This window comes from Woronichinia naegeliana WA131 (assembly GCA_025370055.1).
GTDB lineage: Bacteria > Cyanobacteriota > Cyanobacteriia > Cyanobacteriales > Microcystaceae > Woronichinia > Woronichinia naegeliana.
Genome location: CP073041.1, coordinates 5,744,673 through 5,764,454, shown reverse-complemented (window position 1 = coordinate 5,764,454; position 19,782 = coordinate 5,744,673). Strand labels below are relative to the sequence as shown.

Annotated in this window: 33 protein-coding genes and 1 pseudogene; 32 read left to right on the top strand and 2 right to left on the bottom strand. The window is 45.6% G+C overall.

Annotated elements, in window-relative coordinates:
• The first annotated feature begins 187 nt into the window (after window positions 1-187).
• From rplC to rpmE, 32 genes and pseudogenes are all read left to right on the top strand, one after another.
• Window positions 188-829, top strand: coding sequence for a 50S ribosomal protein L3 (gene rplC / locus KA717_29195; protein UXE59779.1), 642 nt, complete (start codon window positions 188-190; stop codon window positions 827-829).
• A 34-nt stretch (window positions 830-863) separates the two neighbouring features.
• A complete protein-coding gene (rplD, locus tag KA717_29190; protein ID UXE59778.1) occupies window positions 864-1,496 on the top strand; it encodes a 50S ribosomal protein L4 in 633 nt (210 codons plus the stop codon).
• A complete protein-coding gene (locus tag KA717_29185) occupies window positions 1,489-1,791 on the top strand; it encodes a 50S ribosomal protein L23 (GenBank protein ID UXE59777.1) in 303 nt (100 codons plus the stop codon). The genes rplD and KA717_29185 overlap by 8 nt, the downstream gene beginning before the upstream one ends.
• Before the next feature lie 105 nt (window positions 1,792-1,896).
• Entirely contained in the window at window positions 1,897-2,727 is an 831-nt protein-coding gene (rplB, locus tag KA717_29180; GenBank protein UXE59776.1) for a 50S ribosomal protein L2, read from the top strand.
• 36 nt (window positions 2,728-2,763) lie between these two features.
• Window positions 2,764-3,045, top strand: coding sequence for a 30S ribosomal protein S19 (gene rpsS, locus KA717_29175; protein UXE59775.1), 282 nt, complete (start codon window positions 2,764-2,766; stop codon window positions 3,043-3,045).
• 19 nt (window positions 3,046-3,064) lie between these two features.
• The gene (gene rplV / locus KA717_29170; protein UXE59774.1) at window positions 3,065-3,424 is read left to right on the top strand and encodes a 50S ribosomal protein L22; all 360 of its coding nucleotides are present in this window, start codon (window positions 3,065-3,067) and stop codon (window positions 3,422-3,424) included.
• 37 nt (window positions 3,425-3,461) lie between these two features.
• The gene (gene rpsC / locus KA717_29165; GenBank protein ID UXE59773.1) at window positions 3,462-4,181 is read left to right on the top strand and encodes a 30S ribosomal protein S3; all 720 of its coding nucleotides are present in this window, start codon (window positions 3,462-3,464) and stop codon (window positions 4,179-4,181) included.
• A gap of 21 nt (window positions 4,182-4,202) precedes the next feature.
• Window positions 4,203-4,622 carry a 50S ribosomal protein L16 gene (gene rplP, locus KA717_29160; GenBank protein ID UXE59772.1) on the top strand — a complete coding sequence of 140 codons (420 nt, stop codon included), beginning with the start codon at window positions 4,203-4,205 and terminating at the stop codon, window positions 4,620-4,622.
• Window positions 4,623-4,625: 3 nt separating this feature from the next.
• The gene (gene rpmC / locus KA717_29155) at window positions 4,626-4,841 is read left to right on the top strand and encodes a 50S ribosomal protein L29 (GenBank protein ID UXE59771.1); all 216 of its coding nucleotides are present in this window, start codon (window positions 4,626-4,628) and stop codon (window positions 4,839-4,841) included.
• A 6-nt stretch (window positions 4,842-4,847) separates the two neighbouring features.
• Window positions 4,848-5,093: a 30S ribosomal protein S17 gene (gene rpsQ, locus KA717_29150; protein ID UXE59770.1), complete on the top strand. Its 246-nt coding sequence runs from the start codon at window positions 4,848-4,850 to the stop codon at window positions 5,091-5,093.
• Between the two features lie 19 nt (window positions 5,094-5,112).
• Window positions 5,113-5,481 carry a 50S ribosomal protein L14 gene (rplN, locus tag KA717_29145; protein ID UXE59769.1) on the top strand — a complete coding sequence of 123 codons (369 nt, stop codon included), beginning with the start codon at window positions 5,113-5,115 and terminating at the stop codon, window positions 5,479-5,481.
• The gene (gene rplX / locus KA717_29140) at window positions 5,481-5,843 is read left to right on the top strand and encodes a 50S ribosomal protein L24 (GenBank protein UXE59768.1); all 363 of its coding nucleotides are present in this window, start codon (window positions 5,481-5,483) and stop codon (window positions 5,841-5,843) included. Before rplN ends, rplX begins: the two co-directional genes overlap by 1 nt.
• 115 nt (window positions 5,844-5,958) lie before the next feature.
• Complete coding sequence (rplE, locus tag KA717_29135) at window positions 5,959-6,504, top strand: 50S ribosomal protein L5 (GenBank protein ID UXE59767.1); 546 nt, start codon at window positions 5,959-5,961, stop codon at window positions 6,502-6,504.
• A gap of 168 nt (window positions 6,505-6,672) precedes the next feature.
• Complete coding sequence (rpsH, locus tag KA717_29130; protein UXE59766.1) at window positions 6,673-7,074, top strand: 30S ribosomal protein S8; 402 nt, start codon at window positions 6,673-6,675, stop codon at window positions 7,072-7,074.
• A gap of 100 nt (window positions 7,075-7,174) precedes the next feature.
• Window positions 7,175-7,714 (top strand): 50S ribosomal protein L6, encoded by a 540-nt coding sequence (gene rplF / locus KA717_29125; protein ID UXE59765.1) that lies wholly within the window; start codon window positions 7,175-7,177, stop codon window positions 7,712-7,714.
• A gap of 3 nt (window positions 7,715-7,717) precedes the next feature.
• Window positions 7,718-8,080 carry a 50S ribosomal protein L18 gene (gene rplR, locus KA717_29120; GenBank protein UXE59764.1) on the top strand — a complete coding sequence of 121 codons (363 nt, stop codon included), beginning with the start codon at window positions 7,718-7,720 and terminating at the stop codon, window positions 8,078-8,080.
• A gap of 30 nt (window positions 8,081-8,110) precedes the next feature.
• A complete protein-coding gene (gene rpsE / locus KA717_29115; protein ID UXE59763.1) occupies window positions 8,111-8,632 on the top strand; it encodes a 30S ribosomal protein S5 in 522 nt (173 codons plus the stop codon).
• 124 nt (window positions 8,633-8,756) lie between these two features.
• On the top strand, window positions 8,757-9,197 hold the full coding sequence (gene rplO, locus KA717_29110; GenBank protein UXE59762.1) for a 50S ribosomal protein L15: 441 nt from the start codon (window positions 8,757-8,759) through the stop codon (window positions 9,195-9,197).
• Window positions 9,198-9,249: 52 nt separating this feature from the next.
• The gene (secY, locus tag KA717_29105) at window positions 9,250-10,578 is read left to right on the top strand and encodes a preprotein translocase subunit SecY (protein UXE59761.1); all 1,329 of its coding nucleotides are present in this window, start codon (window positions 9,250-9,252) and stop codon (window positions 10,576-10,578) included.
• A gap of 212 nt (window positions 10,579-10,790) precedes the next feature.
• Window positions 10,791-11,354 carry an adenylate kinase gene (locus tag KA717_29100; protein ID UXE59760.1) on the top strand — a complete coding sequence of 188 codons (564 nt, stop codon included), beginning with the start codon at window positions 10,791-10,793 and terminating at the stop codon, window positions 11,352-11,354.
• A gap of 44 nt (window positions 11,355-11,398) precedes the next feature.
• Window positions 11,399-11,830, top strand: coding sequence for a hypothetical protein (locus tag KA717_29095; GenBank protein ID UXE59759.1), 432 nt, complete (start codon window positions 11,399-11,401; stop codon window positions 11,828-11,830).
• 10 nt (window positions 11,831-11,840) lie between these two features.
• Entirely contained in the window at window positions 11,841-12,269 is a 429-nt protein-coding gene (locus KA717_29090; protein UXE59758.1) for a HEPN domain-containing protein, read from the top strand.
• A gap of 103 nt (window positions 12,270-12,372) precedes the next feature.
• Window positions 12,373-12,600, top strand: a complete 228-nt coding sequence (gene infA / locus KA717_29085; protein UXE59757.1) for a translation initiation factor IF-1 — start codon at window positions 12,373-12,375, stop codon at window positions 12,598-12,600.
• 128 nt (window positions 12,601-12,728) lie between these two features.
• Window positions 12,729-12,842, top strand: coding sequence for a 50S ribosomal protein L36 (gene rpmJ, locus KA717_29080; GenBank protein UXE64808.1), 114 nt, complete (start codon window positions 12,729-12,731; stop codon window positions 12,840-12,842).
• A gap of 73 nt (window positions 12,843-12,915) precedes the next feature.
• Window positions 12,916-13,299: a 30S ribosomal protein S13 gene (rpsM, locus tag KA717_29075; protein UXE59756.1), complete on the top strand. Its 384-nt coding sequence runs from the start codon at window positions 12,916-12,918 to the stop codon at window positions 13,297-13,299.
• Window positions 13,300-13,347: 48 nt separating this feature from the next.
• A complete protein-coding gene (gene rpsK, locus KA717_29070) occupies window positions 13,348-13,740 on the top strand; it encodes a 30S ribosomal protein S11 (protein UXE59755.1) in 393 nt (130 codons plus the stop codon).
• A 122-nt stretch (window positions 13,741-13,862) separates the two neighbouring features.
• Window positions 13,863-14,808 (top strand): annotated as a pseudogene (locus KA717_29065) (DNA-directed RNA polymerase subunit alpha).
• Window positions 14,809-14,849: 41 nt separating this feature from the next.
• Window positions 14,850-15,200: a 50S ribosomal protein L17 gene (gene rplQ / locus KA717_29060; GenBank protein ID UXE59754.1), complete on the top strand. Its 351-nt coding sequence runs from the start codon at window positions 14,850-14,852 to the stop codon at window positions 15,198-15,200.
• A 34-nt stretch (window positions 15,201-15,234) separates the two neighbouring features.
• Window positions 15,235-16,062: a tRNA pseudouridine(38-40) synthase TruA gene (gene truA / locus KA717_29055; GenBank protein ID UXE59753.1), complete on the top strand. Its 828-nt coding sequence runs from the start codon at window positions 15,235-15,237 to the stop codon at window positions 16,060-16,062.
• A gap of 30 nt (window positions 16,063-16,092) precedes the next feature.
• Window positions 16,093-16,545, top strand: a complete 453-nt coding sequence (rplM, locus tag KA717_29050; protein UXE59752.1) for a 50S ribosomal protein L13 — start codon at window positions 16,093-16,095, stop codon at window positions 16,543-16,545.
• Window positions 16,546-16,547: 2 nt separating this feature from the next.
• Window positions 16,548-16,961, top strand: a complete 414-nt coding sequence (rpsI, locus tag KA717_29045) for a 30S ribosomal protein S9 (protein UXE59751.1) — start codon at window positions 16,548-16,550, stop codon at window positions 16,959-16,961.
• 86 nt (window positions 16,962-17,047) lie between these two features.
• Window positions 17,048-17,290, top strand: a complete 243-nt coding sequence (gene rpmE, locus KA717_29040; protein ID UXE59750.1) for a 50S ribosomal protein L31 — start codon at window positions 17,048-17,050, stop codon at window positions 17,288-17,290.
• A 528-nt stretch (window positions 17,291-17,818) separates the two neighbouring features.
• Here the strand turns inward: rpmE and KA717_29035 are convergent.
• Both KA717_29035 and ndhK read right to left on the bottom strand, forming a co-directional pair.
• Window positions 17,819-18,376: an NAD(P)H-quinone oxidoreductase subunit J gene (locus KA717_29035; GenBank protein ID UXE59749.1), complete on the bottom strand. Its 558-nt coding sequence runs from the start codon at window positions 18,374-18,376 to the stop codon at window positions 17,819-17,821.
• Window positions 18,369-19,121 (bottom strand): photosynthetic/respiratory NAD(P)H-quinone oxidoreductase subunit K, encoded by a 753-nt coding sequence (ndhK, locus tag KA717_29030; protein ID UXE59748.1) that lies wholly within the window; start codon window positions 19,119-19,121, stop codon window positions 18,369-18,371. Before ndhK ends, KA717_29035 begins: the two co-directional genes overlap by 8 nt.
• Window positions 19,122-19,782 lie beyond the last annotated feature (661 nt).

Sequence of the window (19,782 nt, the reverse complement as noted above, 5' to 3'; positions counted from 1 at the left end):
AGGACTAACTCTCCCTACCACTAGTAGTTTTAACAGCAGATCAAGCAAGGACTTGATCAACAGTTCATTTTAGGACAACCAACGCCTATGCAATCTTAGCAGCTTCTCCTTTCTTAGGGAGATTTAGGGAAGTTCGTCCTGGGTGAGCAACACCATACACTTTAATTTAGGAGTAGAGGGTTAAACCGTGTCTATCGGTCTCTTAGGGACAAAGTTGGGTATGACCCAGATCTTTGATCCAGAAAACGGGACAGCCATCCCAGTCACTGTTGTGCAAGTTGGCCCCTGTCCTATTACACAAGTTAAAACCCCTGAAACCGATGGCTATAGTTCCATCCAGATTGGGTATTTAGAAGTTAAAGAAAAAGCTCTGAGCAAACCCGAACGGGGCCATCTAAACAAAGCAGAAGCTCCTCCCTTGCGTCACTTAACGGAATATCGCACGGAAGATACGGCTAGTTATAGCTTAGGTCAAACCCTAAAAGCTGATCTCTTCAATGTAGGAGATTTAGTCGATGTGGCGGGTCAGACGATCGGGCGAGGTTTTTCGGGTTATCAAAAACGCCATAACTTCAAACGCGGTAACATGACTCACGGTTCTAAAAACCACCGCTTACCTGGTTCGACGGGAGCAGGAACAACGCCTGGACGTGTCTATCCTGGGAAACGGATGGCTGGGCAATATGGGGCTACCCAAGTCACCATTCGCCGCTTAACCGTAGTTAGAGTTGATGCAGAGCGCAATCTCTTGCTGATCAAAGGTGCATTACCAGGCAAGTCTGGCACACTTTTGAATATTACTCCCGCCAAAAAAGTTGGCAGAAAATAATCCCTGAAACGGATCACCGATCAACGTAATTACTATGGTTAACTGTGTCGTTAAAAATTGGCAAGGGGAAGAGGTTGGCGAAGCGTCCCTCTCCCTCAAAGTAGCCAAAGAAGAAAATGCGGCCCACATTGTCCATCGGGCTGTCATTCGTCAACAAACTAATGCGCGTCAAGGTAATGCTTCGACGAAAACCCGTGCTGAGGTGCGGGGTGGGGGTCGTAAACCCTGGCGGCAAAAAGGAACTGGTCGGGCCAGGGCTGGTTCGATTCGTTCTCCTCTCTGGCGGGGTGGTGGTGTCAGTTTTGGCCCTAAACCCAAGGATTATGAGGTCAAGATGAACCGCAAGGAACGTCGTTTGGCTCTCAGAACCGCGATCGCTGGTCGGGCGGACGATTTAATTGTAGTAGAGTCCTTTGCTGACCAATTAACCCAACCCAAAACCAAAGATTTGGCGGCGGCCTTACAACGCTGGGGAATTACTGGTGAAAAACAAGCCCTACTGATTGTGGCAGAAATTCCCGATAATTTGTATTTATCTGCTCGTAATCTTTGCTTCTTAAAAGTACTGAGAGCCGACAGTTTAAATATCTACGACATTATGGTTGCGAATAAAATTGTGGCCACCTCCGATGCCCTAGAAAAACTCCAGGAGGTTTATAGTGACTAAATTTAATCCTCGTAGTTTAGCTGATCTGATCGTTAAACCCATTGTTACTGAAAAAGCAACGCTTTTATTAGAAGACAACAAATACGTTTTTGATGTATTACCGAAAGCCACTAAACCGGAAATTAAGGCGGCGATCGAGTTGTTGTTTGAGGTAAAAGTCACCAAAGTGAATACGGCTCGTTTACCCCGTAAAACCAAGCGGGTAGGTCGTTTTCTGGGTTATAAACCCCAATTCAAACGCGCGATTGTCACCCTTCAAGAAGGCGACTCGATTAGTCTCTTCCCAGAAGTTTAGGATTTTGGCTTTGGCGGCAACTCAAGCAACCGTAAATAGTTGACTGAGCCAAGTTGAAGTCCACACCCTAATCAACAGACCCTTGATCACTGATTAACAAAAACTATGGGTATCCGTTCCTATCGGCCCTTAACTCCCGGAACTCGGCAGGCCAGTGTCTCCGACTTCTCGGAAGTTACGAAAAGTGAGCCGGAAAAGTCACTTACGACCTACAAACATAATAAAAAAGGTCGGAATAATCGCGGTGTTGTCACCAGTCGCCATCGTGGTGGTGGTCATAAACGTCTTTATCGGATTGTTGATTTTCGTCGAGATAAACGTAATATTCCTGCCAAAGTCGCGGCGATCGAATACGATCCCAACCGCAATGCTCGCCTCGCTCTGCTCTTCTATGAAGATGGAGAAAAACGTTATATTCTCGCCCCTGCTAACTTAGCCGTTGGCACAGTTATTATTGCTGGCGAAAATGCCCCCTTTGAAATCGGAAATGCTTTGCCTTTAAGCCGGATTCCCCTTGGTACTGAAGTTCACAATATTGAACTCGTCGCTGGTAAAGGTGGTCAGATGGTACGCGCGGCCGGTGGTTTTGCCCAGGTCGTTGCCAAGGACGGAGATTACGTAACGCTTAAATTGCCATCTAAAGAAGTGCGGATGGTCAGAAAAGAATGTTACGCCACCATTGGTCGGGTTGGTAATGCAGAGGTGCGAAACCTCTCCCTCGGTAAAGCGGGTCGAACCCGTCATCTAGGTCGTCGTCCCCACGTTCGTGGTAGTGTGATGAACCCTGTCGATCACCCGCATGGTGGAGGAGAAGGCCGGGCTCCCATTGGACGTTCTGGCCCTGTTACACCTTGGGGTAAACCAGCTCTGGGTGCTAAGACTCGTAATAAGAAAAAGCGCAGCAGTGCGTTAATTGTGCGCCGTCGTACCAAATAGATTCTGTCCATCTAATATCACTACTCGTACTTTCCTATGGGTCGTTCTCTCAAAAAAGGGCCATTCGTGGCAGTTAGCCTCCTCAAAAAAATTGAGAAGCTGAATGTCAAAGGCGAAAAACAAGTCATTAAAACCTGGTCGCGGGCTTCGACCATCTTGCCAGATATGGTAGGTCACACGATCGCCGTCCATAACGGCAAACAACACGTCCCCGTCTTCGTTTCGGAACAGATGGTCGGCCACAAGTTAGGAGAATTCGCTCCAACTCGTACCTTCCGCAGCCATTCCAAGAGCGATAAAAAAGCCGGTCGCAAATAAAGTCAAGAGGTAAAACACTATGGCGATAGATACGACAGCCGAAGTAAAAGCGATCGCTCGTTACGTGCGGATGTCCCCCTACAAAGTGCGTCGCGTTCTCGATCAGATTCGGGGGCGTTCCTACCGTGAAGCTCTCATTGTTCTAGAGTTCATGCCCTACAAAGCTTGTGAACCTGTCCTTAAAACCCTGCGTTCCGCCGTTGCCAATGCAGAGCATAATGAGGGACTCGATCCGGCCAGTTTAATGGTCAGTCAAGCCTTTGCGGATGGCGGCCCTAGCCTAAGACGGTTTCGACCTCGCGCCCAGGGTAGAGCTTTCCAAATTCGCAAACCAACCTGTCACATTACGGTTGCAGTCGCGCCCCAGACAGACAGATAACTCAGAATCGATTACCTGCAAAGCAAAGCTAAAAACAATGGGACAAAAAATACATCCAGTGGGCTTTCGCCTTGGTATCACCAAAGAACATAAATCCTGTTGGTATGCCGATGCAAAGCGTTATCCTGAACTTCTCCAAGAAGATCACCGCATTCGACAATACGTCGAAAAAAATCTGAGTAATGCGGGCATCGCGGATATTCGCATTGAGCGCAAAGCCGATCAGATCGAATTGGCAATTCATACCGCTAGACCTGGCGTGGTCGTCGGTCGTGGGGGTTCGGGCATTGAACAACTCCGCGTTGGACTTCAAACCATGCTGGGGGGCAACCGTCAGATCCGTATCAACGTGATTGAAGTTGCCCGTGTGGATGCCGATGCCGCTTTAATTGCGGAATATATTGCCCAGCAGTTAGAACGTCGGGTTTCCTTTCGTCGAGTTGTCCGTCAAGCCATTCAACGAGCCCAACGTGCTGAAGTCAAGGGAATTAAAATTCAAGTGAGTGGCCGTCTCAACGGAGCCGAAATTGCTCGGACAGAATGGGTTCGGGAAGGGCGAGTTCCCCTCCACACCCTGCGAGCCGACATTGACTATTCCTACCGCACCGCTAAAACCACCTACGGTATTTTGGGCATTAAGGTTTGGATTTTCAAAGGAGAAATTATTCCAGGACAAGAAGAAAAACCTGTTCCGGCTCCCGTTGCCCAGCCCCGTCGGAAATCTCGCCGTCAAAACTTTGAAGACCGTTCTGAATAAACTCTATTAACTGAATTAATCATGTTAAGTCCTAGAAGAACAAAGTTTCGTAAGCAGCAGCGTGGGCGGATGCGCGGCTTGGCTGAAAGAGGCAGCAACATTAATTTTGGTGATTACGCCTTACAAGCGACCGAACCCTGTTGGATTACCTCTCGTCAAATCGAAGCCGCCCGTCGGGCCATGACCCGCTATATCAAACGGGGTGGAAAAATCTGGATTCGGATTTTTCCTGACAAACCGGTCACCATGCGCCCCGCCGAAACACGGATGGGTTCAGGGAAAGGTTCCCCCGAATATTGGGTTGCGGTAGTCAAGCCTGGTCGGGTCATGTTTGAACTGGCAGGGGTAACTGAGGAAATTGCCAGAGAAGCTATGCGCCTAGCTGCTCAAAAATTACCAATTAAAACCAAGTTTATTTCCCGCGACGAGGAGTACATTTAAGCTATGGCTCTCCCTAAAATCCAAGAGGCTAGAGATCTCAATGCCGAAGAATTAGCCGAGGAAATTCTGGCGGCTAAACGTAAATTATTTGAGTTGCGTTTTCAACAGGCAACCCGCCGTTTGGAAAAGTCTCATGAGTTCAAACACACCCGTCACCGTTTGGCCCAGTTGTTAACTGTAGAGCGGGAACGTCAACTTTCAGCTAATAGCGAGGCATAATTCCCTATGGCAGTTAAAGAAAGAGTGGGAGTCGTTGTCAGTAACAAAATGGATAAAACTGTTGTAGTTGCTGTCGAAAACCGATCGCCCCACCCCAAGTACGGCAAAATCGTCGTCAAAACCACCAAGTTTAAAGCCCACGACGAAGAAAATCAATGCCAAGAAGGCGATCGCGTCCGTATTCAGGAAACGCGGCCTTTGAGCAAAACTAAACGTTGGGCTGTTAAGGAAATTCTGAGTCATCAATCCTAGTTATTTTTGGGTAATCACCGTGATTCAACAACAAACCTACCTGAATGTCGCTGACAATAGCGGTGCTCGCAAGCTAATGTGCCTACGGGTTTTGGGAACCGGCAACTGCACCTACGGGGGCATCGGAGATCAAATCATCGCCGTTGTCAAAGATGCTATTCCCAATATGCCCGTTAAAAAATCAGACGTGGTTAAAGCGGTCATCGTTCGTACCAAACAAGCTGTTCATCGGGACAGTGGTATGGCAATTCGCTTTGACGATAACGCGGCCGTCATTATTAACAATGACGGTAATCCCAAAGGAACACGGGTTTTTGGCCCAGTGGCCCGCGAATTACGGGACAAAAACTATACAAAAATCGTTTCCCTTGCCCCGGAGGTACTCTAATGAGAGCCAACGCTACCAAGCGGACTGTTGCACCTAAACGCTACAGAATGCATGTTAAAAAAGGGGATACAGTACAGATTATCTCTGGTAAAGACAAAGGCAAAATTGGAGAAATTCTGGAAACTGTTCCGGCTAACAGCACGGTCGTGGTTAAAGGAGTCAACATCCGTACCAAGCACGTCAAGCCTCAACAGGAAGGAGAATCGGGTCAAATTAAGACCTATGAGTCTCCCATTCATAGTTCCAAAGTGATGCTCTATTCCAATAAAGAGAAAATCGCCAGCCGCATTTGTTATACCTTTACCGATGATGGTCGCAAGGTACGGATGCTGAAAAAAACAGGAGAAATCCTCGATAAGTAGGGAAATAGTGTTTAGTGAATAGGAAATAGCGTTTAACCACCAACTATTAACTATTGAACTATCAACTATTAATTATTAACTCTCTGACCAAGCCCAGAGAACTTGATTTAAAACTATGACGCAACGACTCAAAACTGTTTATCAAGACACCATTGTTCCTAAGCTCAAAGAAGAGTTTAGTTACAAAAACATCCATGAAGTCCCCAAAGTGATCAAAATCACCGTTAATCGAGGTTTAGGGGAAGCATCTCAAAATGCCAAGGCCCTAGAATCTTCAATCGTCGAACTGGGTAAGATCACTGGACAAAAACCCGTTGTTACTCGTGCTAAAAAGGCGATCGCCGGTTTCAAAATCCGTCAAGGAATGCCTGTTGGGGTGATGGTCACACTCCGTTCTGAGCGAATGTATGCCTTTCTAGACCGATTAATTAATCTGGCCCTGCCCCGCATCCGGGACTTTCGTGGCATTAGCGATAAGAGCTTCGACGGTCGTGGTAACTACAGCTTAGGTGTCAGAGAACAATTAATTTTTCCTGAAATTGACTACGACAGCATTGATCAAATTCGCGGTTTAGATATCTCAATCATCACCACCGCCAAGACCGATGAAGAAGGTCGGGCCTTACTCAAAGCGATGGGGATGCCCTTCCGAAATCAATAGTTAATTGATAATGGATAATGAAAAATTGATAATGGATAATTAAGCTTTAGATAGAGTTTCAGAAATTTTAATTTTCTCGGTTCTCTAATTATCAAAACTAATTATCAACTATCAACTATCAACTATCAATTAAAAATCATCCATGATAGAGACACAATCTAAGGAATAATGGCATCTAACGATACAATTTCCGATATGCTCACTCGCATCCGTAACGCCTGTGCAGTGAGACACCCGACCACCCAGGTTCCAACCACCAGAATGACCCGCAGTATTGCCCAGGTGCTGAAAAGTGAGGGCTTTATTGAAGACTTTACCGAAGTGGGCGAAGGCGTAAAAAAATTCCTGGTTCTGACCTTGAAATATAAGGGCAAGAATCGTCAACCCCTGATCAACACCTTACAAAGAGTGAGTAAACCCGGATTGCGAGTTTATTCTCCCAGTAAAGATATTCCCAGGGTCTTAGGCGGTATTGGCATTGCCATTGTTTCTACCTCCCAGGGCATTATGACTGACAGAGAAGCTCGCCGTCAGGGCATTGGGGGAGAAGTCCTCTGTTACATCTGGTAGTTAATAGTTAGTAGTTAATAGTCGATGGTTTTAAAACGCTATTTCCTATTTACTCAGCACTATTCACTAGAGAAAGTATGAACATCTAATCAGAAAAATTATGTCTCGTATTGGCAAACGCCCTATTCCCGTTCCGGCAAAAGTCACCGTTGATATTCAAGGGTTATACCTAACCGTTAAAGGGCCGAAAGGAACCCTAGAACGTCAATTACCGGATAAAGTCATCATTGCTCAAGAAGGCGAAACACTTACTGTCGTTCGTCAAGATGAATCTCGTACCGCTCGAGAACGTCATGGATTAGTTCGTACTCTGGTTGCCAATATGGTGGATGGAGTTTCCAATGGCTTTGAACGTCGTTTAGATATTCAAGGGGTTGGTTATCGTGCCCAGGCTCAAGGCAACAAAATTATCCTCAATGTTGGTTACAGCAAACCCGTAGAACTGGATATGCCATCGGGGATTCAAGTCGCGGTCGAAAACAATACCCAAGTCATTGTCAGTGGCATTGATAAGGAATTAGTCGGAAACGTTGCGGCTAAAATTCGCTCTGTTCGTCCTCCTGAACCCTATAAAGGCAAAGGAATTCGTTATTTGGGTGAATTTGTCAGACGTAAAGCTGGTAAGACAGGGAAGAAATAAACAATGAAACTTTCACGCAAAGATTTAGTACAACGTCGTCATCGACGCATTCGGCACAAGCTGGCTGGAACGGCCCAACGCCCTCGTTTGGCAGTTTTTCGTTCCAATCACCATATTTACGTTCAGGTGATCGATGATGTGGCCCAACATACCCTTGCCGCGGCTTCGACCTTAGATCCGGATCTCAAAGAATCCCTAGAATCAAGCTCCGATTGTACTGCTTCAGCGGCGGTCGGGACACTCATTGCCAAACGGGCGATCGCGGCTGGCATTAACGAGGTGGTCTTTGATCGCGGGGGCAACTTGTATCACGGTCGGGTTAAAGCCCTAGCAGATGCAGCTAGAGTCGGTGGCTTGAACTTTTAAGAAACTATCCAAAAAATCAAGGGAAAAACTATGGCAAAGCGTCGTAAGAGTAGCCGCACCAAGGCCAAAGAAACCAACTGGCAAGAACGGGTTATCCAAATTCGTCGGGTGAGTAAGGTGGTTAAGGGCGGTAAAAAACTCAGCTTTAGAGCGATCGTCGTGGTCGGCAATGAAAACGGTCAAGTCGGAGTCGGAGTCGGTAAAGCCGGAGATGTGATCGGAGCCGTTCGTAAAGGCGTAGCCGATGGCAAAAAACAACTTATTGATGTGCCTTTGACCAAAGCCAACTCCATTACCCATCTCACCAAAGGAGAATCGGGAGGAGCCAACGTTATTATTCGTCCCGCCGCACCCGGTACAGGGGTAATTGCTGGGGGAGCAGTTCGCACTGTCTTAGAACTAGCTGGAGTCAAAAATATTTTGGCCAAACAATTAGGTTCTAACAATCCCCTAAATAATGCCAGAGCCGCCGTTAATGCCCTGGAATTGCTGAGAAGTTTTTCCGAAGTGGCCGAAGAACGGGGATTACCTCTGGAGCATCTATATACTTAATTGCCATCAGTACCGAAAGGGAAGGCTCACCTCTGGTTTTCGGCATTGTCCCAAAATGGAAGAACCGCTCTTTTGACCTGATAGGCAACGTCAATGGTCAGTCCTTTAGCAACAAATAACTATTATGCGATTAAATGAACTGGCTCCTAAAGAGGGGTCGAAAAAGCGTCGTCGTCGTGTTGGCAGGGGGATCTCTGCTGGTCAAGGAGCCAGTTGTGGTTTTGGGATGCGGGGACAAAAATCCCGTTCTGGAACTGGAACTAAGGCTGGGTTTGAAGGGGGACAAATGCCCCTCTATCGCCGTTTGCCCAAGTTAAAACATTTTCCTCTGGTTAATCCGAAGCAATATACCGTGATTAATGTTGGCAAATTGGCAGAGCTTCCTGCTCAGACAGAAGTATCCCTCGAAAGCTTAATGGCGGCTGGTATTGTGACAACCAATGATGGCCCGTTGAAAATCCTCGGTCATGGAGAATTAGAAGTCGCCCTAACCGTTAAAGCAATTTGTACTGTTGGTGCTAAAGCGAAAATTGAAGCGGCCGGTGGCACTGTCGTTAGTGAATAGACCATTGGCAACTGATAGACTGATAACTATTAACTGTTAAAAAAGAAAAACTATGGTCGTTAGTCGAGATAAATCGCCAACAGCCCAGGAAACTTTTCTGCAAATGGCTCAAGCGGCTGGCCTGCGGGGGCGGCTACTGATTACCATCGGGCTTCTGATTTTAGTCCGTTTAGGCATTTTTATTCCAATTCCCGATATTGATCGCGCTGCTTTTGCCCAGGCGATCGCCAATAGTCCCGTGTTGGGATTTCTCGACATCTTTACAGGTGGTGGGATATCTACCATCGGGATTTTTGCTTTGGGAATTTTACCTTATATTAATGCCTCGATCATTATTCAACTGCTCACATCAGCCGTTCCAGCCCTAGAGGATTTGCAAAAAAACGAAGGGGAAGCAGGACGACGAAAAATTTCCCAATATACCCGCTATGTGGCAGTCGGTTGGGCTGTCATTCAAAGTGTGGGTTTAACTATTGGTTTATTGCGTCCTTACGCCGTCAATTATTCACCCTTTTTTGTCTTTCAAACTAGTCTAGCCCTAACGGCAGGTTCCCTATTTGTCATGTGGCTTTCGGAAATTATTACCGAGAGAGGCATTGGCAATGGAGCTTCTTTATTGATTTTCGTCAATATTGTCGCTACCTTACCTACAACCTTGGGTAATACGATTGACTATGCTCAAACCGGCGGAAGACAGGCAATTATGCAGGTTACTGTCCTGCTGTTAGTTTTCCTGGTCATGATCGTGGCTATTGTTTTTGTTCAAGAGGGAACACGCCGCATTCCGATTATTTCTGCCCGTCGTCAGGTGGGAAAAAGACTTTATCGAGAAAGAACCAGCTACTTACCGCTTCGTCTGAATCAAGGGGGGGTAATGCCGATTATTTTTGCCTCTGCTGTTTTAATTCTGCCGTCTTCCTTAGCTGGATTTTTTAATAATAAAGAAAATTTAAGTGTAGTCTCTCAGTCCCTCGTACAAATTACCAATGCTCTTCAGCCAGGAACTTGGGCCTATACCATTGTCTATTCAGTGTTAATTTTCTTTTTTAGTTATTTTTACGCCAGCTTGATTGTTAATCCAGAGGATATCTCGAAAAACTTAAAGAAAATGGGTTCGAGTATTCCGGGTATTCGGCCAGGGAAAAAGACAGAAGAATATTTGGGGGGGGTTCTCAATCGTCTGACTTTTTTGGGAGCCGTTTTTCTCAGTATTGTGGCCACCGTTCCGATTTTTGTAGAACGAGCAACGGGCGTAACCACCTTTCGCGGTTTAGGAGCGACCTCTTTGCTAATTCTGGTTGGGGTTGCCATTGATACGGCCAAACAAATCCAAACCTATGTTATCTCTCAACGCTATGAGGGAATGATCAAACAGGACTAATTGCAAGTTTATGTCTTCTACGGAATCCCCCCTAGCCCCCCTTTGAAAGGGGGGAATTTTGTTAGAATGGTATTCAAATTTACCTTTTTGTTTTCCTGTCAATTTAAGTCTTCTTTTCAGGGGATTTTCGGTGACAAGTCTCCCTTTTTAAGGGGGATTTAGGGGGATAAAATTTTTTACGTTATTTATTTTCAATTGAGGGATTTAAGATCATGTCTAATAGCAATGGTTTATTGTTTTTAGGTGCGCCAGGTTCTGGAAAAGGAACTCAAGCCCAGGTTTTAGCAGAAAATCTCAATATTCCTCACATTTCTACAGGGGATATGCTACGTCAGGCGATCGCCGATCAGACAGAATTGGGAGAAAAAGCCAAAAATTACATGGATAAAGGGGAATTGGTTCCTGATGAATTAATCCTAGGTTTAATTAAAGAACGTTTAAGTCAAGCTGATGCAGAAAATGGTTGGATTTTAGACGGCTTTCCCCGCAATGTTCCCCAGGCGGAATTCTTGGATCAATTATTGGTGGAAATTGAGCATCGAACCCAATGGGTGATTAACCTAGATGTGGCCGATGAAACTATTATTCAACGTTTATTACTGCGAGGTCGGGCCGATGACACAGAAGAAACCATTCGCAATCGTTTAGTGGTTTATCAAGAAAAAACGGCTCCTCTGATTGCTTACTACCAAGAGCAGGGCAAATTACAAATTATTGACGGCGATCGCGCTCCTGAACTAGTGGCTGAGTCTTTAAAAGCACTGGTAACAGCTTAAGATTGATTATACTGAAATAATCTTTACCATCTCAGGGGATGACCATGACGACCTTAACACTTGCTCCTGTTTCTGTTCAACAAGTTATCCCCTACAGTCTGCTAGAAGAAGAGAGAAAACCTAAATTTGGTAATCGCACAGTAGAAAAATTTCTAACGGCGGCTTCTCAAGCATTACTAGAAAGTCATCCCGATAATATTTCTCTGGTCGTGGCGATCGCTCCTGGTAAAATGAGAACCGAATCCCCTTGGACACGGCGATATAAACCTGAATCCATTACCATTCAAACCTTTTACCACGAAGGTAACTCCTTTGGAGCCATAGAAATACTCGCTAAAATTTTAGGAAAAGCCTACGGTGAAAATAATATTTTTGCCATGATCGATCCTCATCTTACTCCTCAAGATTTTCGGTTACTCTCCGCAGAGATACGAGGTGATTTAGCCAATTCAGGCTGTTTATTGTATTCAAATTAAAGCAATGAGAATGCAAGAAGCCTATCAAGAAGTTGCGGAAAGAAACCTCCTAGCAGCAAGGAATCTCCTAGAGGGAAATATTCATGAAATGGCTGGCTTCTGTTGTTACCATGCCTACGAATCCAGTGCTTCAGCCTTGGCTGTTAAAGAATCAAGACCCCACGGACAACGAGTTGGTCATCTTCAAAAATTAGCTATTTTTCGAGAATATGCCAACAATCTTGAAGAAGTTGAAATTCGGGCCACATTACGCCAATTAAATCTGTTAATCGGTTCAGCAAGAAATAAACTCCTCTATCCAAAACTAGAGGAAAAGCGAATTAAACTACCGAAAGACGAACTGTCCCGTGAACAAATCGAACGATTAGTTAACGATGTAGAAGTGATTGTTAATTGGGTTCGACAGAAAATCTCCGAAAATCTGGAGGGAAATTCTTGAATGTTCATCTTGGTTCATGCTCAAAGTTTGCTAATATATGCTAAGGCGGTCTTCTAGCCGTCTCGTTTTGGCTTGTTCATTTTATAAGGAGGTTATCCCCCGATTGGCTAAACAAGATCTCATCGAAATGGAAGGAACTGTGATGGAATCCTTGCCGAATGCCATGTTTAGAGTCGATTTGGACAATGGCTTCAACGTCCTGGCCCACATTTCAGGCAAAATTCGCCGTAATTACATCAAAATTTTACCCGGCGATCGCGTCAAAGTAGAACTCACCCCCTACGACCTCACCAAAGGACGGATCACCTATCGTCTCAAAAATAAAAAATAATCAAACCCTATTGTTCTTAAACTTAAAGTTTGCTAACTTTTTTTAAAAATCGCTAGAAAAATGCTGACAGTGTTCTGACTTATTGCTATAATAAAAAGCTTGCAGTGTTTTGCCAAAACCTAATCGGCATGAAAGTTAGAGCGTCAGTTAAGAAAATGTGTGAAAAGTGTCGCGTCATTCGACGACGGGGCCGCGTGATGGTGATCTGTTCCAACCCCAAGCATAAACAACGTCAGGGTTAACAATCAATCCAACCTTCATGAAACAAGTCTAAACCAAAACCACCAAATTAAACAGATTAGAGGGAGAAACAACGTGGCGAGGATAGCTGGTGTTGACCTGCCCAGGGATAAGCGTGTGGAAATCGCACTAACCTATCTCTACGGTATCGGTCTATCACGATCTCAAAAAATTCTAGCGGAAACAGGAGTTAATCCTGACACTAGAACCAGAGACTTAAGCGACGAAGATGCTGCCGCTTTACGGGCCTATATTGATGCCAACTATGAAATTGAAGGGGATTTGCGCCGTTGGGAAGCAATGAACATCAAACGGTTGGCCGATATCGGTACCTATCGGGGCCGTCGTCATCGTATGGGTTTACCTGTTCGAGGACAGAGAACTCGTACTAATGCACGGACTCGTCGAGGTCGTCGGGTAACGGTAGCTGGGAAGAAAAAAGCCCCAGCCAAGAAATAATCTTTTTCCAATTGCAATTGAATTAAGCAGAGAGTTCAAGCTAAAGCTATGGCGCGACCAACCAAAAAAAGCGGCCCCAAGAAACAGAAAAAAAATGTTCCCAGTGGTGTCGCTCACATTCAATCCACCTTCAACAATACAATTGTCACTATCTCCGATATTAGAGGGGATGTGGTTTCCTGGGCTTCGGCCGGATCTAGTGGTTTTAAAGGTGCTAAAAAAGGAACCCCCTTTGCCGCTCAAACCGCAGCAGACAATGCCGCCAGACGGGCAATGGATCAGGGCATGAGACAACTTGAAGTCATGGTCAGTGGGCCAGGGGCTGGCCGAGAAACAGCTATCCGAGCACTTCAGGGAGCCGGACTGGAAATCACTGTGATTCGGGATGTTACCCCGATTCCCCACAATGGCTGTCGTCCTCCGAAGCGGCGGAGAGTTTAATCCAGTAGAGCCTCAAACAATTTTTTAGGGACAAGATGCCTAAAAATTTCGAGACTTTGCGGGGATCATCAACCCCAATGGATAACTAACAGGGCTAAGGAATGAGAAGGGAGGTCACGACTGTGGCGCAGTTTCAGATTGAATGTGTGGAATCCACCACCAAAAAAAATCAAAGTCAATACAACAGATTCGTGCTAGAGCCTCTAGATCGAGGACAGGGAACGACGGTGGGCAATGCTCTTCGACGAGTACTACTGTCTAATCTTCCTGGAGCCGCTGTCACTGCAATTCGTATTGCAGGGGTGAATCATGAATTTGCGACCATACCAGGGGTCAGAGAGGATGTTTTAGAAATCATGCTCAACATGAAAGAAATTGTCCTCAAAAGTTATACTGATCAACCCCAAATTGGCCGTTTAGTGGCGATGGGGCCGGCTACTATTACGGCGGCCCATTTTGATGTTCCGTCCGAGATCGAAGTGATTGACCCCAATCAATACGTTGCTACCCTAGTAGAGGGGGCAAAACTAGAGATGGAATTTCGGGTTGAACGGGGGTACCGGTTATCGAGCCATTGATCGCAGTAAGGATGACACTTCATCCCTAGATTTTCTGCAAATTGACTCGGTGTTTATGCCTGTTACCAAGGTCAATTACGCGGTGGAAGATATTCGGGCTGATGGGGCGGGGCCGAAAGACAGACTGGTATTAGAAATTTGGACAAATGGCAGTATTCATCCGAGGGAAGCTTTGTCCGAGGCTTCGGAACTGATTGCGAATTTGTTTATTCCCTTAAAAGATTTAAATGAATTGGAAACCAGTCAGAGTGACTATCAGGATGAAGTAAACCCTGAAAGTCAAATTCCCATTGAGGAACTCCAACTTTCTGTGCGGGCCTATAACTGTCTGAAACGCGCTCAAATCAATACGGTTGCTGATCTACTGGACTATAGCCAAGAAGATTTGCTCGAAATCAAAAATTTTGGGGCAAAGTCGGCGGAGGAGGTGATCGAAGCCCTACAAAAACGTCTGGGGATTACCCTTCCTCAGGAAAAAGCCAAACCTTAGCGGCCCTAGGGCGTTAAGTTATTATTAAGGAGGAATTACTTATGCGACACGGCTGTCGAGTCCCCCAATTGGGGAAACCCGCCGACCAACGAAAAGCTTTATTGCGATCGCTGGCGACGGAATTACTGCGTTATGGACAAATTAAAACCACTAAGGCAAGAGCTAAGGCTCTACGAGCGGAAGTGGATCATATTATTACCCTGGCTAAAGACGGTTCTTTGGCGGCTAGACGACAAGCTCTGGGCTATATTTACGATAAAAAAATCGTTCATGCGGTATTTGCCGAGGCTCAGGAACGCTATAAAGATCGCAATGGTGGTTATACCAGAGTGGTTCGTACTCTACGCCGTCGGGGTGATAATGCCGAAATGGCTATTATTGAACTGGTTTAAACGGTGATCGAGGCATCAGGTGGAACCACAGTTAATGGCCGTCCCTCAACGAATTGCTTTGGTCATTCAATACTTGGGTACAAACTTTCACGGTTGGCAACGACAAGCGATTCATCGTTCTGTCCAGGCAGATATTGAAAACGCGATCGCCGAGGTGTTAGGTTATGCCGTTGTCCTTCATGGGGCAGGGCGGACTGATACAGGGGTTCATGCTGCTGCTCAGGTTGCTCACTTTGATGATGCTGTCGGTAAGATTCCTCCCGAAAAATGGGCCGCTGTTTTAAATACAAAACTGCCTAAGGACGTTTTTATTCGAGGATCGGCTGCCGTTACTGACCATTGGCACGCTCGTTTTTCGGCCCTGTGGCGACGATATCGCTATACGATTTATACTGATCCCTGGCCTAACCTGTTTGTCCAGCCATTTAGTTGGCACTATTATCATGCACCCCTAAAAGAAACCCTTATTGAGGCTGCCTTGACTCCCTTGTTAGGTAAACATCATTTGTCTGCCTTTCAACGGGCCGGTTCTCGTCGCCGTCATGCTTGGGTAGAGGTACAGGCCATCGAATGTCGCCGTCAAGGCCCCATGCTCTATCTAGAAATCCAAGCCAATGGTTTTCTCTACGGAATGGTACGCCTCTTGGTGGGGATGTTGGTGGAGGTCGGTAGTGGCAAGCGATCGCCGGATAACTTCACCGAAATCTGGGTTAATCAACAACGGGAAGCCGTTAAGTATGCTGCCCCAGCCAAAGGACTCTGTTTATTACGAGTCGGTTATCCAGAATGCCCCTTTGATCCGGCTCTCTGGTTTGATAGCCATCCCCTGTTTACCTTTAATCCCACGTTAGCCGTTATCTAACGAAAAAGAATAATTTTTACGAAAACTCCCATGAACAAAACCTACCTACCGACCACGGAAAACCTTGACCAAAAATGGTACGTGATTGATGCGGCCGACCAACGTTTGGGCCGTTTAGCAACTGAAGTTGCTTCGATCTTAAGAGGTAAAAATAAAGCCACTTTTACGCCCCACATGGATACAGGGGATTTCGTTGTGGTCGTTAATGCTGAGAAAATTGACGTTACCGGCAAAAAACGCGAACAAAAACTCTACCGTCGCCATTCAGGTCGTCCTGGTGGGATGAAGGAGGAAACCTTTGGCAAGTTGCAAGCCCGTCTGCCGGAGCGAATTATTGAACAGGCCATCAAGGGAATGCTACCCAAAAATGCCTTGGGTCGTAAGCTTTTTACCAAGCTGAAAGTCTATGCGGGCCCCAACCATCCTCACCAAGCCCAGCAACCCGAAATTCTCACTGTCAACACCATTCCTGCGGTTAACTAAAAATGTCTGTTACTGAATCTAAAAACAAAGTTGTTTATTGGGGTACAGGTCGTCGGAAAGCGGCGATCGCTAGAGTTCGTCTTGTCCCTGGCTCAGGAGAGGTGGTGGTCAATGGCCGTCCTGGCGAAATTTACTTCAATCGTATTGCCAACTACCTACAAAGTCTGAAGGCTCCATTGGAAACCTTAGGGTTAGAAAATGAGTACAATATTTTAGTCAATGCTCATGGTGGGGGTCTAACGGGTCAAGCCGATGCGGTGAAACTTGGTGTTGCTCGCGCCCTCTGTCAATTGGCGCCTGAAAATCGTCAACCTCTCAAGGCAGAAGGCTATCTTACTCGTGATCCCCGTGCTAAAGAGCGGAAAAAATACGGTTTACACAAAGCCCGTAAAGCTCCCCAATACTCGAAACGTTAGGAGTTTCAGTTCGTTTGGGCGCGAGACTTGCGCCCCTAAAAACATTGTGTTGATATTAAAATTTGATTGCAAGGAGAACAATTTTTATGCCTAAAGCGGATATTCATCCTACTTGGTATCCCGAAGCCAAGGTCATTTGTAACGGCGAAGTCGTCTTAACCGTTGGTTCTACTCAACCTGAAATTCATGTGGAAATTTGGTCAGGGAACCATCCTTTTTATACCGGCACTCAGAAAATCATTGATACAGAAGGACGGGTTGATCGCTTTATGCGGAAGTATGGTATGTTGGACAAAAATAAAAAAGCGGAATCATCTGCCAATTCCTAAATTTGTTCATAGTTGGTGAATGTGCTTGGACTAACAGATCGTTGTTGGGCCAAGTTATTTTTTATTGAAATTTTTTTTGCAAAAAAGTCAGGAAATTAATTCTCCCGACTTTTGGTCAATAATTTTTTAACCTAAGTAGCCCACATTCAGCACTTCTTAACACTTGATCGATAAGTTCTAGCAATATATCGCTTGTAACCCTTACACCGTAAAGATTCGGACAGAATGCCGCTCAATTCTTGGTTGTAATGAATTGTAACTAAAATTCTCAGAAAAACTGATAATTGAGAATCTTTATCAATATGAAGTTCTCAGATGAAGGTTTTCGTGAAAAGGCTTTTGGGTGGGTTAAGAAATAAAAAGATATATTGAGAAGTGCTGAATGTGGGTTAATATCTCTTATATACATAAAAACAAGATCGTGTCAGTATCCTATGTTACCGTTTGAATTTGGAATTGCTGTCCTATAAACAATCAAAAAATCAAAACGGGAAGTAGTTTCAGATCAGGGGCGATCGCCTATCTCAATCAATAAGCATCTTGTAGTTCGTAAAAATTAGGAGAAATATAATCCTTACGAAGCGGCCAGCCAATCCAATCTTCCGGCATTAAAATACGCTTGAGATTAGGATGACCTTCGTAGATAATACCGTACATATCGTAGCACTCTCGTTCTTGCCAGTCCGCTGCTTTCCAGATCCAATAAACAGAAGGAATGCGAGGATTGTCCCTAGGAACAGATACCTTCACACGAACTTCTGAGAGACTAGCGCGAAGTGTTCCATCTGGCCCATCATTATCACTGACCTTCACCAGATGATAAAAACTGACAAGCGGTTTGCCCGCCCCTTCATCGTAGGCCCCTTGACATTGCAGATAATTAAATCCATGGGCATAGAGAGCCGTTGCCAAGGGCAGTAGAAGATCTGCTTCGACTTGAATCATCTCAATCCCTAGATGATCAGCCGCCAAAATATCATGCTCAAAGCCGTTTTCAGTTAGCCAACTAGACACCGGCCCGGCTGGCACGAGAGCAGTTCCAGCAAGGTCTTCAGAGGAATTTTCAGATAGGGTTTCTTCAGCCACGATTTACTTGCTCCTTTTGTTGTTGAGAGGTTGCCAAAGCAGGCGAGACGGGAATGCCCATCGCTTCTGTTAATGCCACAGGGGGAGCTTGACGAGTCGGCATTTGTAGATATTGCCCGTTCAAAATCGGTTCAACAGATCGCATATTGTGGGTGGTACTGTAATAGCGATGGGTTTGCTCATAGACAGAAGCCCTTTCTTGAATAGACTCGTTGGCCACTTTTTTCCGAAGTTTAATAATAGCATCAAAAATAGCTTCAGGGCGAGGAGGACAACCTGGAATATAAACATCCACAGGAATTAATTTGTCAACACCTCGAACAGCCGTAGTGGAATCGCTACTAAACATTCCCCCCGTTATAGTGCAAGCCCCCATCGCAATCACATATTTAGGCTCAGGCATTTCTTCATAAAGCCTGACGAGGGCTGGGGCCATCTTCATGGTGATTGTTCCGGCCGTAATAATTAAATCGGCCTGACGGGGACTAGAGCGGGGAACCAGACCAAAACGGTCAAAATCAAAACGAGAACCAATGAGGGCTGCAAATTCAATAAAACAGCAGGCAGTTCCGTAGAGAAGCGGCCATAAACTTGAAAGCTTGGCCCAATTGTAGAGGTCATCGACCGTTGTTAAAATAACATTTTCTGATAAGTCCTGAGTCACCTGGGTACGGCTAATGGGATTCAGGATTTTAGCGGTGGCGGCTGACTCTGGCATCGTAAGGTTAGAAGGACTAGGACTCATAAAAAATACCTGGTATGTTTGGAAACAGTGTCTCTTTAGAGCGTGGAGGAAAAACGACTCAAGCAACTTTGAGTCGCCGTGAGGTAGTTAGAACCCATTACCGCCTTGGAGTTACTTGACATGGGGTGCTTTTGTAATGCACTTTCGATAGGACAATTACTATCTCAGGTGTGGCAACTCTGTACGCATAATGGTTTTGCTCCGAAGAGCCTCCAATTTCTTGGGTAATGTTTTCCTCGTCAAGGTTATTTAAGCTTGTTAGGTCCAACTCACGTTCTTACCCCTCGTAAAAATGTTTAAAGTTAGACGATAGAGCTACAAACTGGAAAGCCTTCGTAGGTATCGTGACTTAAATGACGTAGTACGCAAGGTACTTAGGGTTTGCCGAATAAAGGCAGAACCTTTATCAGATAAGCTTTTCAGCCATTTTGAACACGATTAGGTGCAAGCTTATGGCATTTGAAGGCTCAAAATCCATGCACTTTGCTAGAAAATTGTGGGTTAAAATCGGAAACTGATTTCTGAAGTCACCATTTTTCGCGCCCTGTGGCATCTAGGTTCGATTTGCAGACTTATTCAGCAAGCCCTACTTAGACTAGTCAGCTAACTAAGGCTTTGGGGCATGAGAGCCGCCGCTACTTTAGTGCGGGGTGCTGACAGG

What these genes read in the sequence shown, in the direction of transcription:
- rplD (UXE59778.1), top strand. Translation starts at nt 864, where the DNA reads ATGGTTAACTGTGTCGTTAAAAATTGGCAAGGGGAAGAGGTTGGCGAA.
- rplB (UXE59776.1), top strand. Translation starts at nt 1,897, where the DNA reads ATGGGTATCCGTTCCTATCGGCCCTTAACTCCCGGAACTCGGCAGGCC.
- rpsS (UXE59775.1), top strand. Translation starts at nt 2,764, where the DNA reads ATGGGTCGTTCTCTCAAAAAAGGGCCATTCGTGGCAGTTAGCCTCCTC.
- rplV (UXE59774.1), top strand. Translation starts at nt 3,065, where the DNA reads ATGGCGATAGATACGACAGCCGAAGTAAAAGCGATCGCTCGTTACGTG.
- rpsC (UXE59773.1), top strand. Translation starts at nt 3,462, where the DNA reads ATGGGACAAAAAATACATCCAGTGGGCTTTCGCCTTGGTATCACCAAA.
- rplP (UXE59772.1), top strand. Translation starts at nt 4,203, where the DNA reads ATGTTAAGTCCTAGAAGAACAAAGTTTCGTAAGCAGCAGCGTGGGCGG.
- rpmC (UXE59771.1), top strand. Translation starts at nt 4,626, where the DNA reads ATGGCTCTCCCTAAAATCCAAGAGGCTAGAGATCTCAATGCCGAAGAA.
- rpsQ (UXE59770.1), top strand. Translation starts at nt 4,848, where the DNA reads ATGGCAGTTAAAGAAAGAGTGGGAGTCGTTGTCAGTAACAAAATGGAT.
- rplX (UXE59768.1), top strand. Translation starts at nt 5,481, where the DNA reads ATGAGAGCCAACGCTACCAAGCGGACTGTTGCACCTAAACGCTACAGA.
- rplE (UXE59767.1), top strand. Translation starts at nt 5,959, where the DNA reads ATGACGCAACGACTCAAAACTGTTTATCAAGACACCATTGTTCCTAAG.
- rpsH (UXE59766.1), top strand. Translation starts at nt 6,673, where the DNA reads ATGGCATCTAACGATACAATTTCCGATATGCTCACTCGCATCCGTAAC.
- rplF (UXE59765.1), top strand. Translation starts at nt 7,175, where the DNA reads ATGTCTCGTATTGGCAAACGCCCTATTCCCGTTCCGGCAAAAGTCACC.
- rplR (UXE59764.1), top strand. Translation starts at nt 7,718, where the DNA reads ATGAAACTTTCACGCAAAGATTTAGTACAACGTCGTCATCGACGCATT.
- rpsE (UXE59763.1), top strand. Translation starts at nt 8,111, where the DNA reads ATGGCAAAGCGTCGTAAGAGTAGCCGCACCAAGGCCAAAGAAACCAAC.
- rplO (UXE59762.1), top strand. Translation starts at nt 8,757, where the DNA reads ATGCGATTAAATGAACTGGCTCCTAAAGAGGGGTCGAAAAAGCGTCGT.
- secY (UXE59761.1), top strand. Translation starts at nt 9,250, where the DNA reads ATGGTCGTTAGTCGAGATAAATCGCCAACAGCCCAGGAAACTTTTCTG.
- KA717_29100 (UXE59760.1), top strand. Translation starts at nt 10,791, where the DNA reads ATGTCTAATAGCAATGGTTTATTGTTTTTAGGTGCGCCAGGTTCTGGA.
- KA717_29095 (UXE59759.1), top strand. Translation starts at nt 11,399, where the DNA reads ATGACGACCTTAACACTTGCTCCTGTTTCTGTTCAACAAGTTATCCCC.
- KA717_29090 (UXE59758.1), top strand. Translation starts at nt 11,841, where the DNA reads ATGCAAGAAGCCTATCAAGAAGTTGCGGAAAGAAACCTCCTAGCAGCA.
- rpmJ (UXE64808.1), top strand. Translation starts at nt 12,729, where the DNA reads ATGAAAGTTAGAGCGTCAGTTAAGAAAATGTGTGAAAAGTGTCGCGTC.
- rpsK (UXE59755.1), top strand. Translation starts at nt 13,348, where the DNA reads ATGGCGCGACCAACCAAAAAAAGCGGCCCCAAGAAACAGAAAAAAAAT.
- rplQ (UXE59754.1), top strand. Translation starts at nt 14,850, where the DNA reads ATGCGACACGGCTGTCGAGTCCCCCAATTGGGGAAACCCGCCGACCAA.
- truA (UXE59753.1), top strand. Translation starts at nt 15,235, where the DNA reads ATGGCCGTCCCTCAACGAATTGCTTTGGTCATTCAATACTTGGGTACA.
- rplM (UXE59752.1), top strand. Translation starts at nt 16,093, where the DNA reads ATGAACAAAACCTACCTACCGACCACGGAAAACCTTGACCAAAAATGG.
- rpsI (UXE59751.1), top strand. Translation starts at nt 16,548, where the DNA reads ATGTCTGTTACTGAATCTAAAAACAAAGTTGTTTATTGGGGTACAGGT.
- rpmE (UXE59750.1), top strand. Translation starts at nt 17,048, where the DNA reads ATGCCTAAAGCGGATATTCATCCTACTTGGTATCCCGAAGCCAAGGTC.
- ndhK (UXE59748.1), bottom strand. Translation starts at nt 19,121, where the DNA reads ATGAGTCCTAGTCCTTCTAACCTTACGATGCCAGAGTCAGCCGCCACC.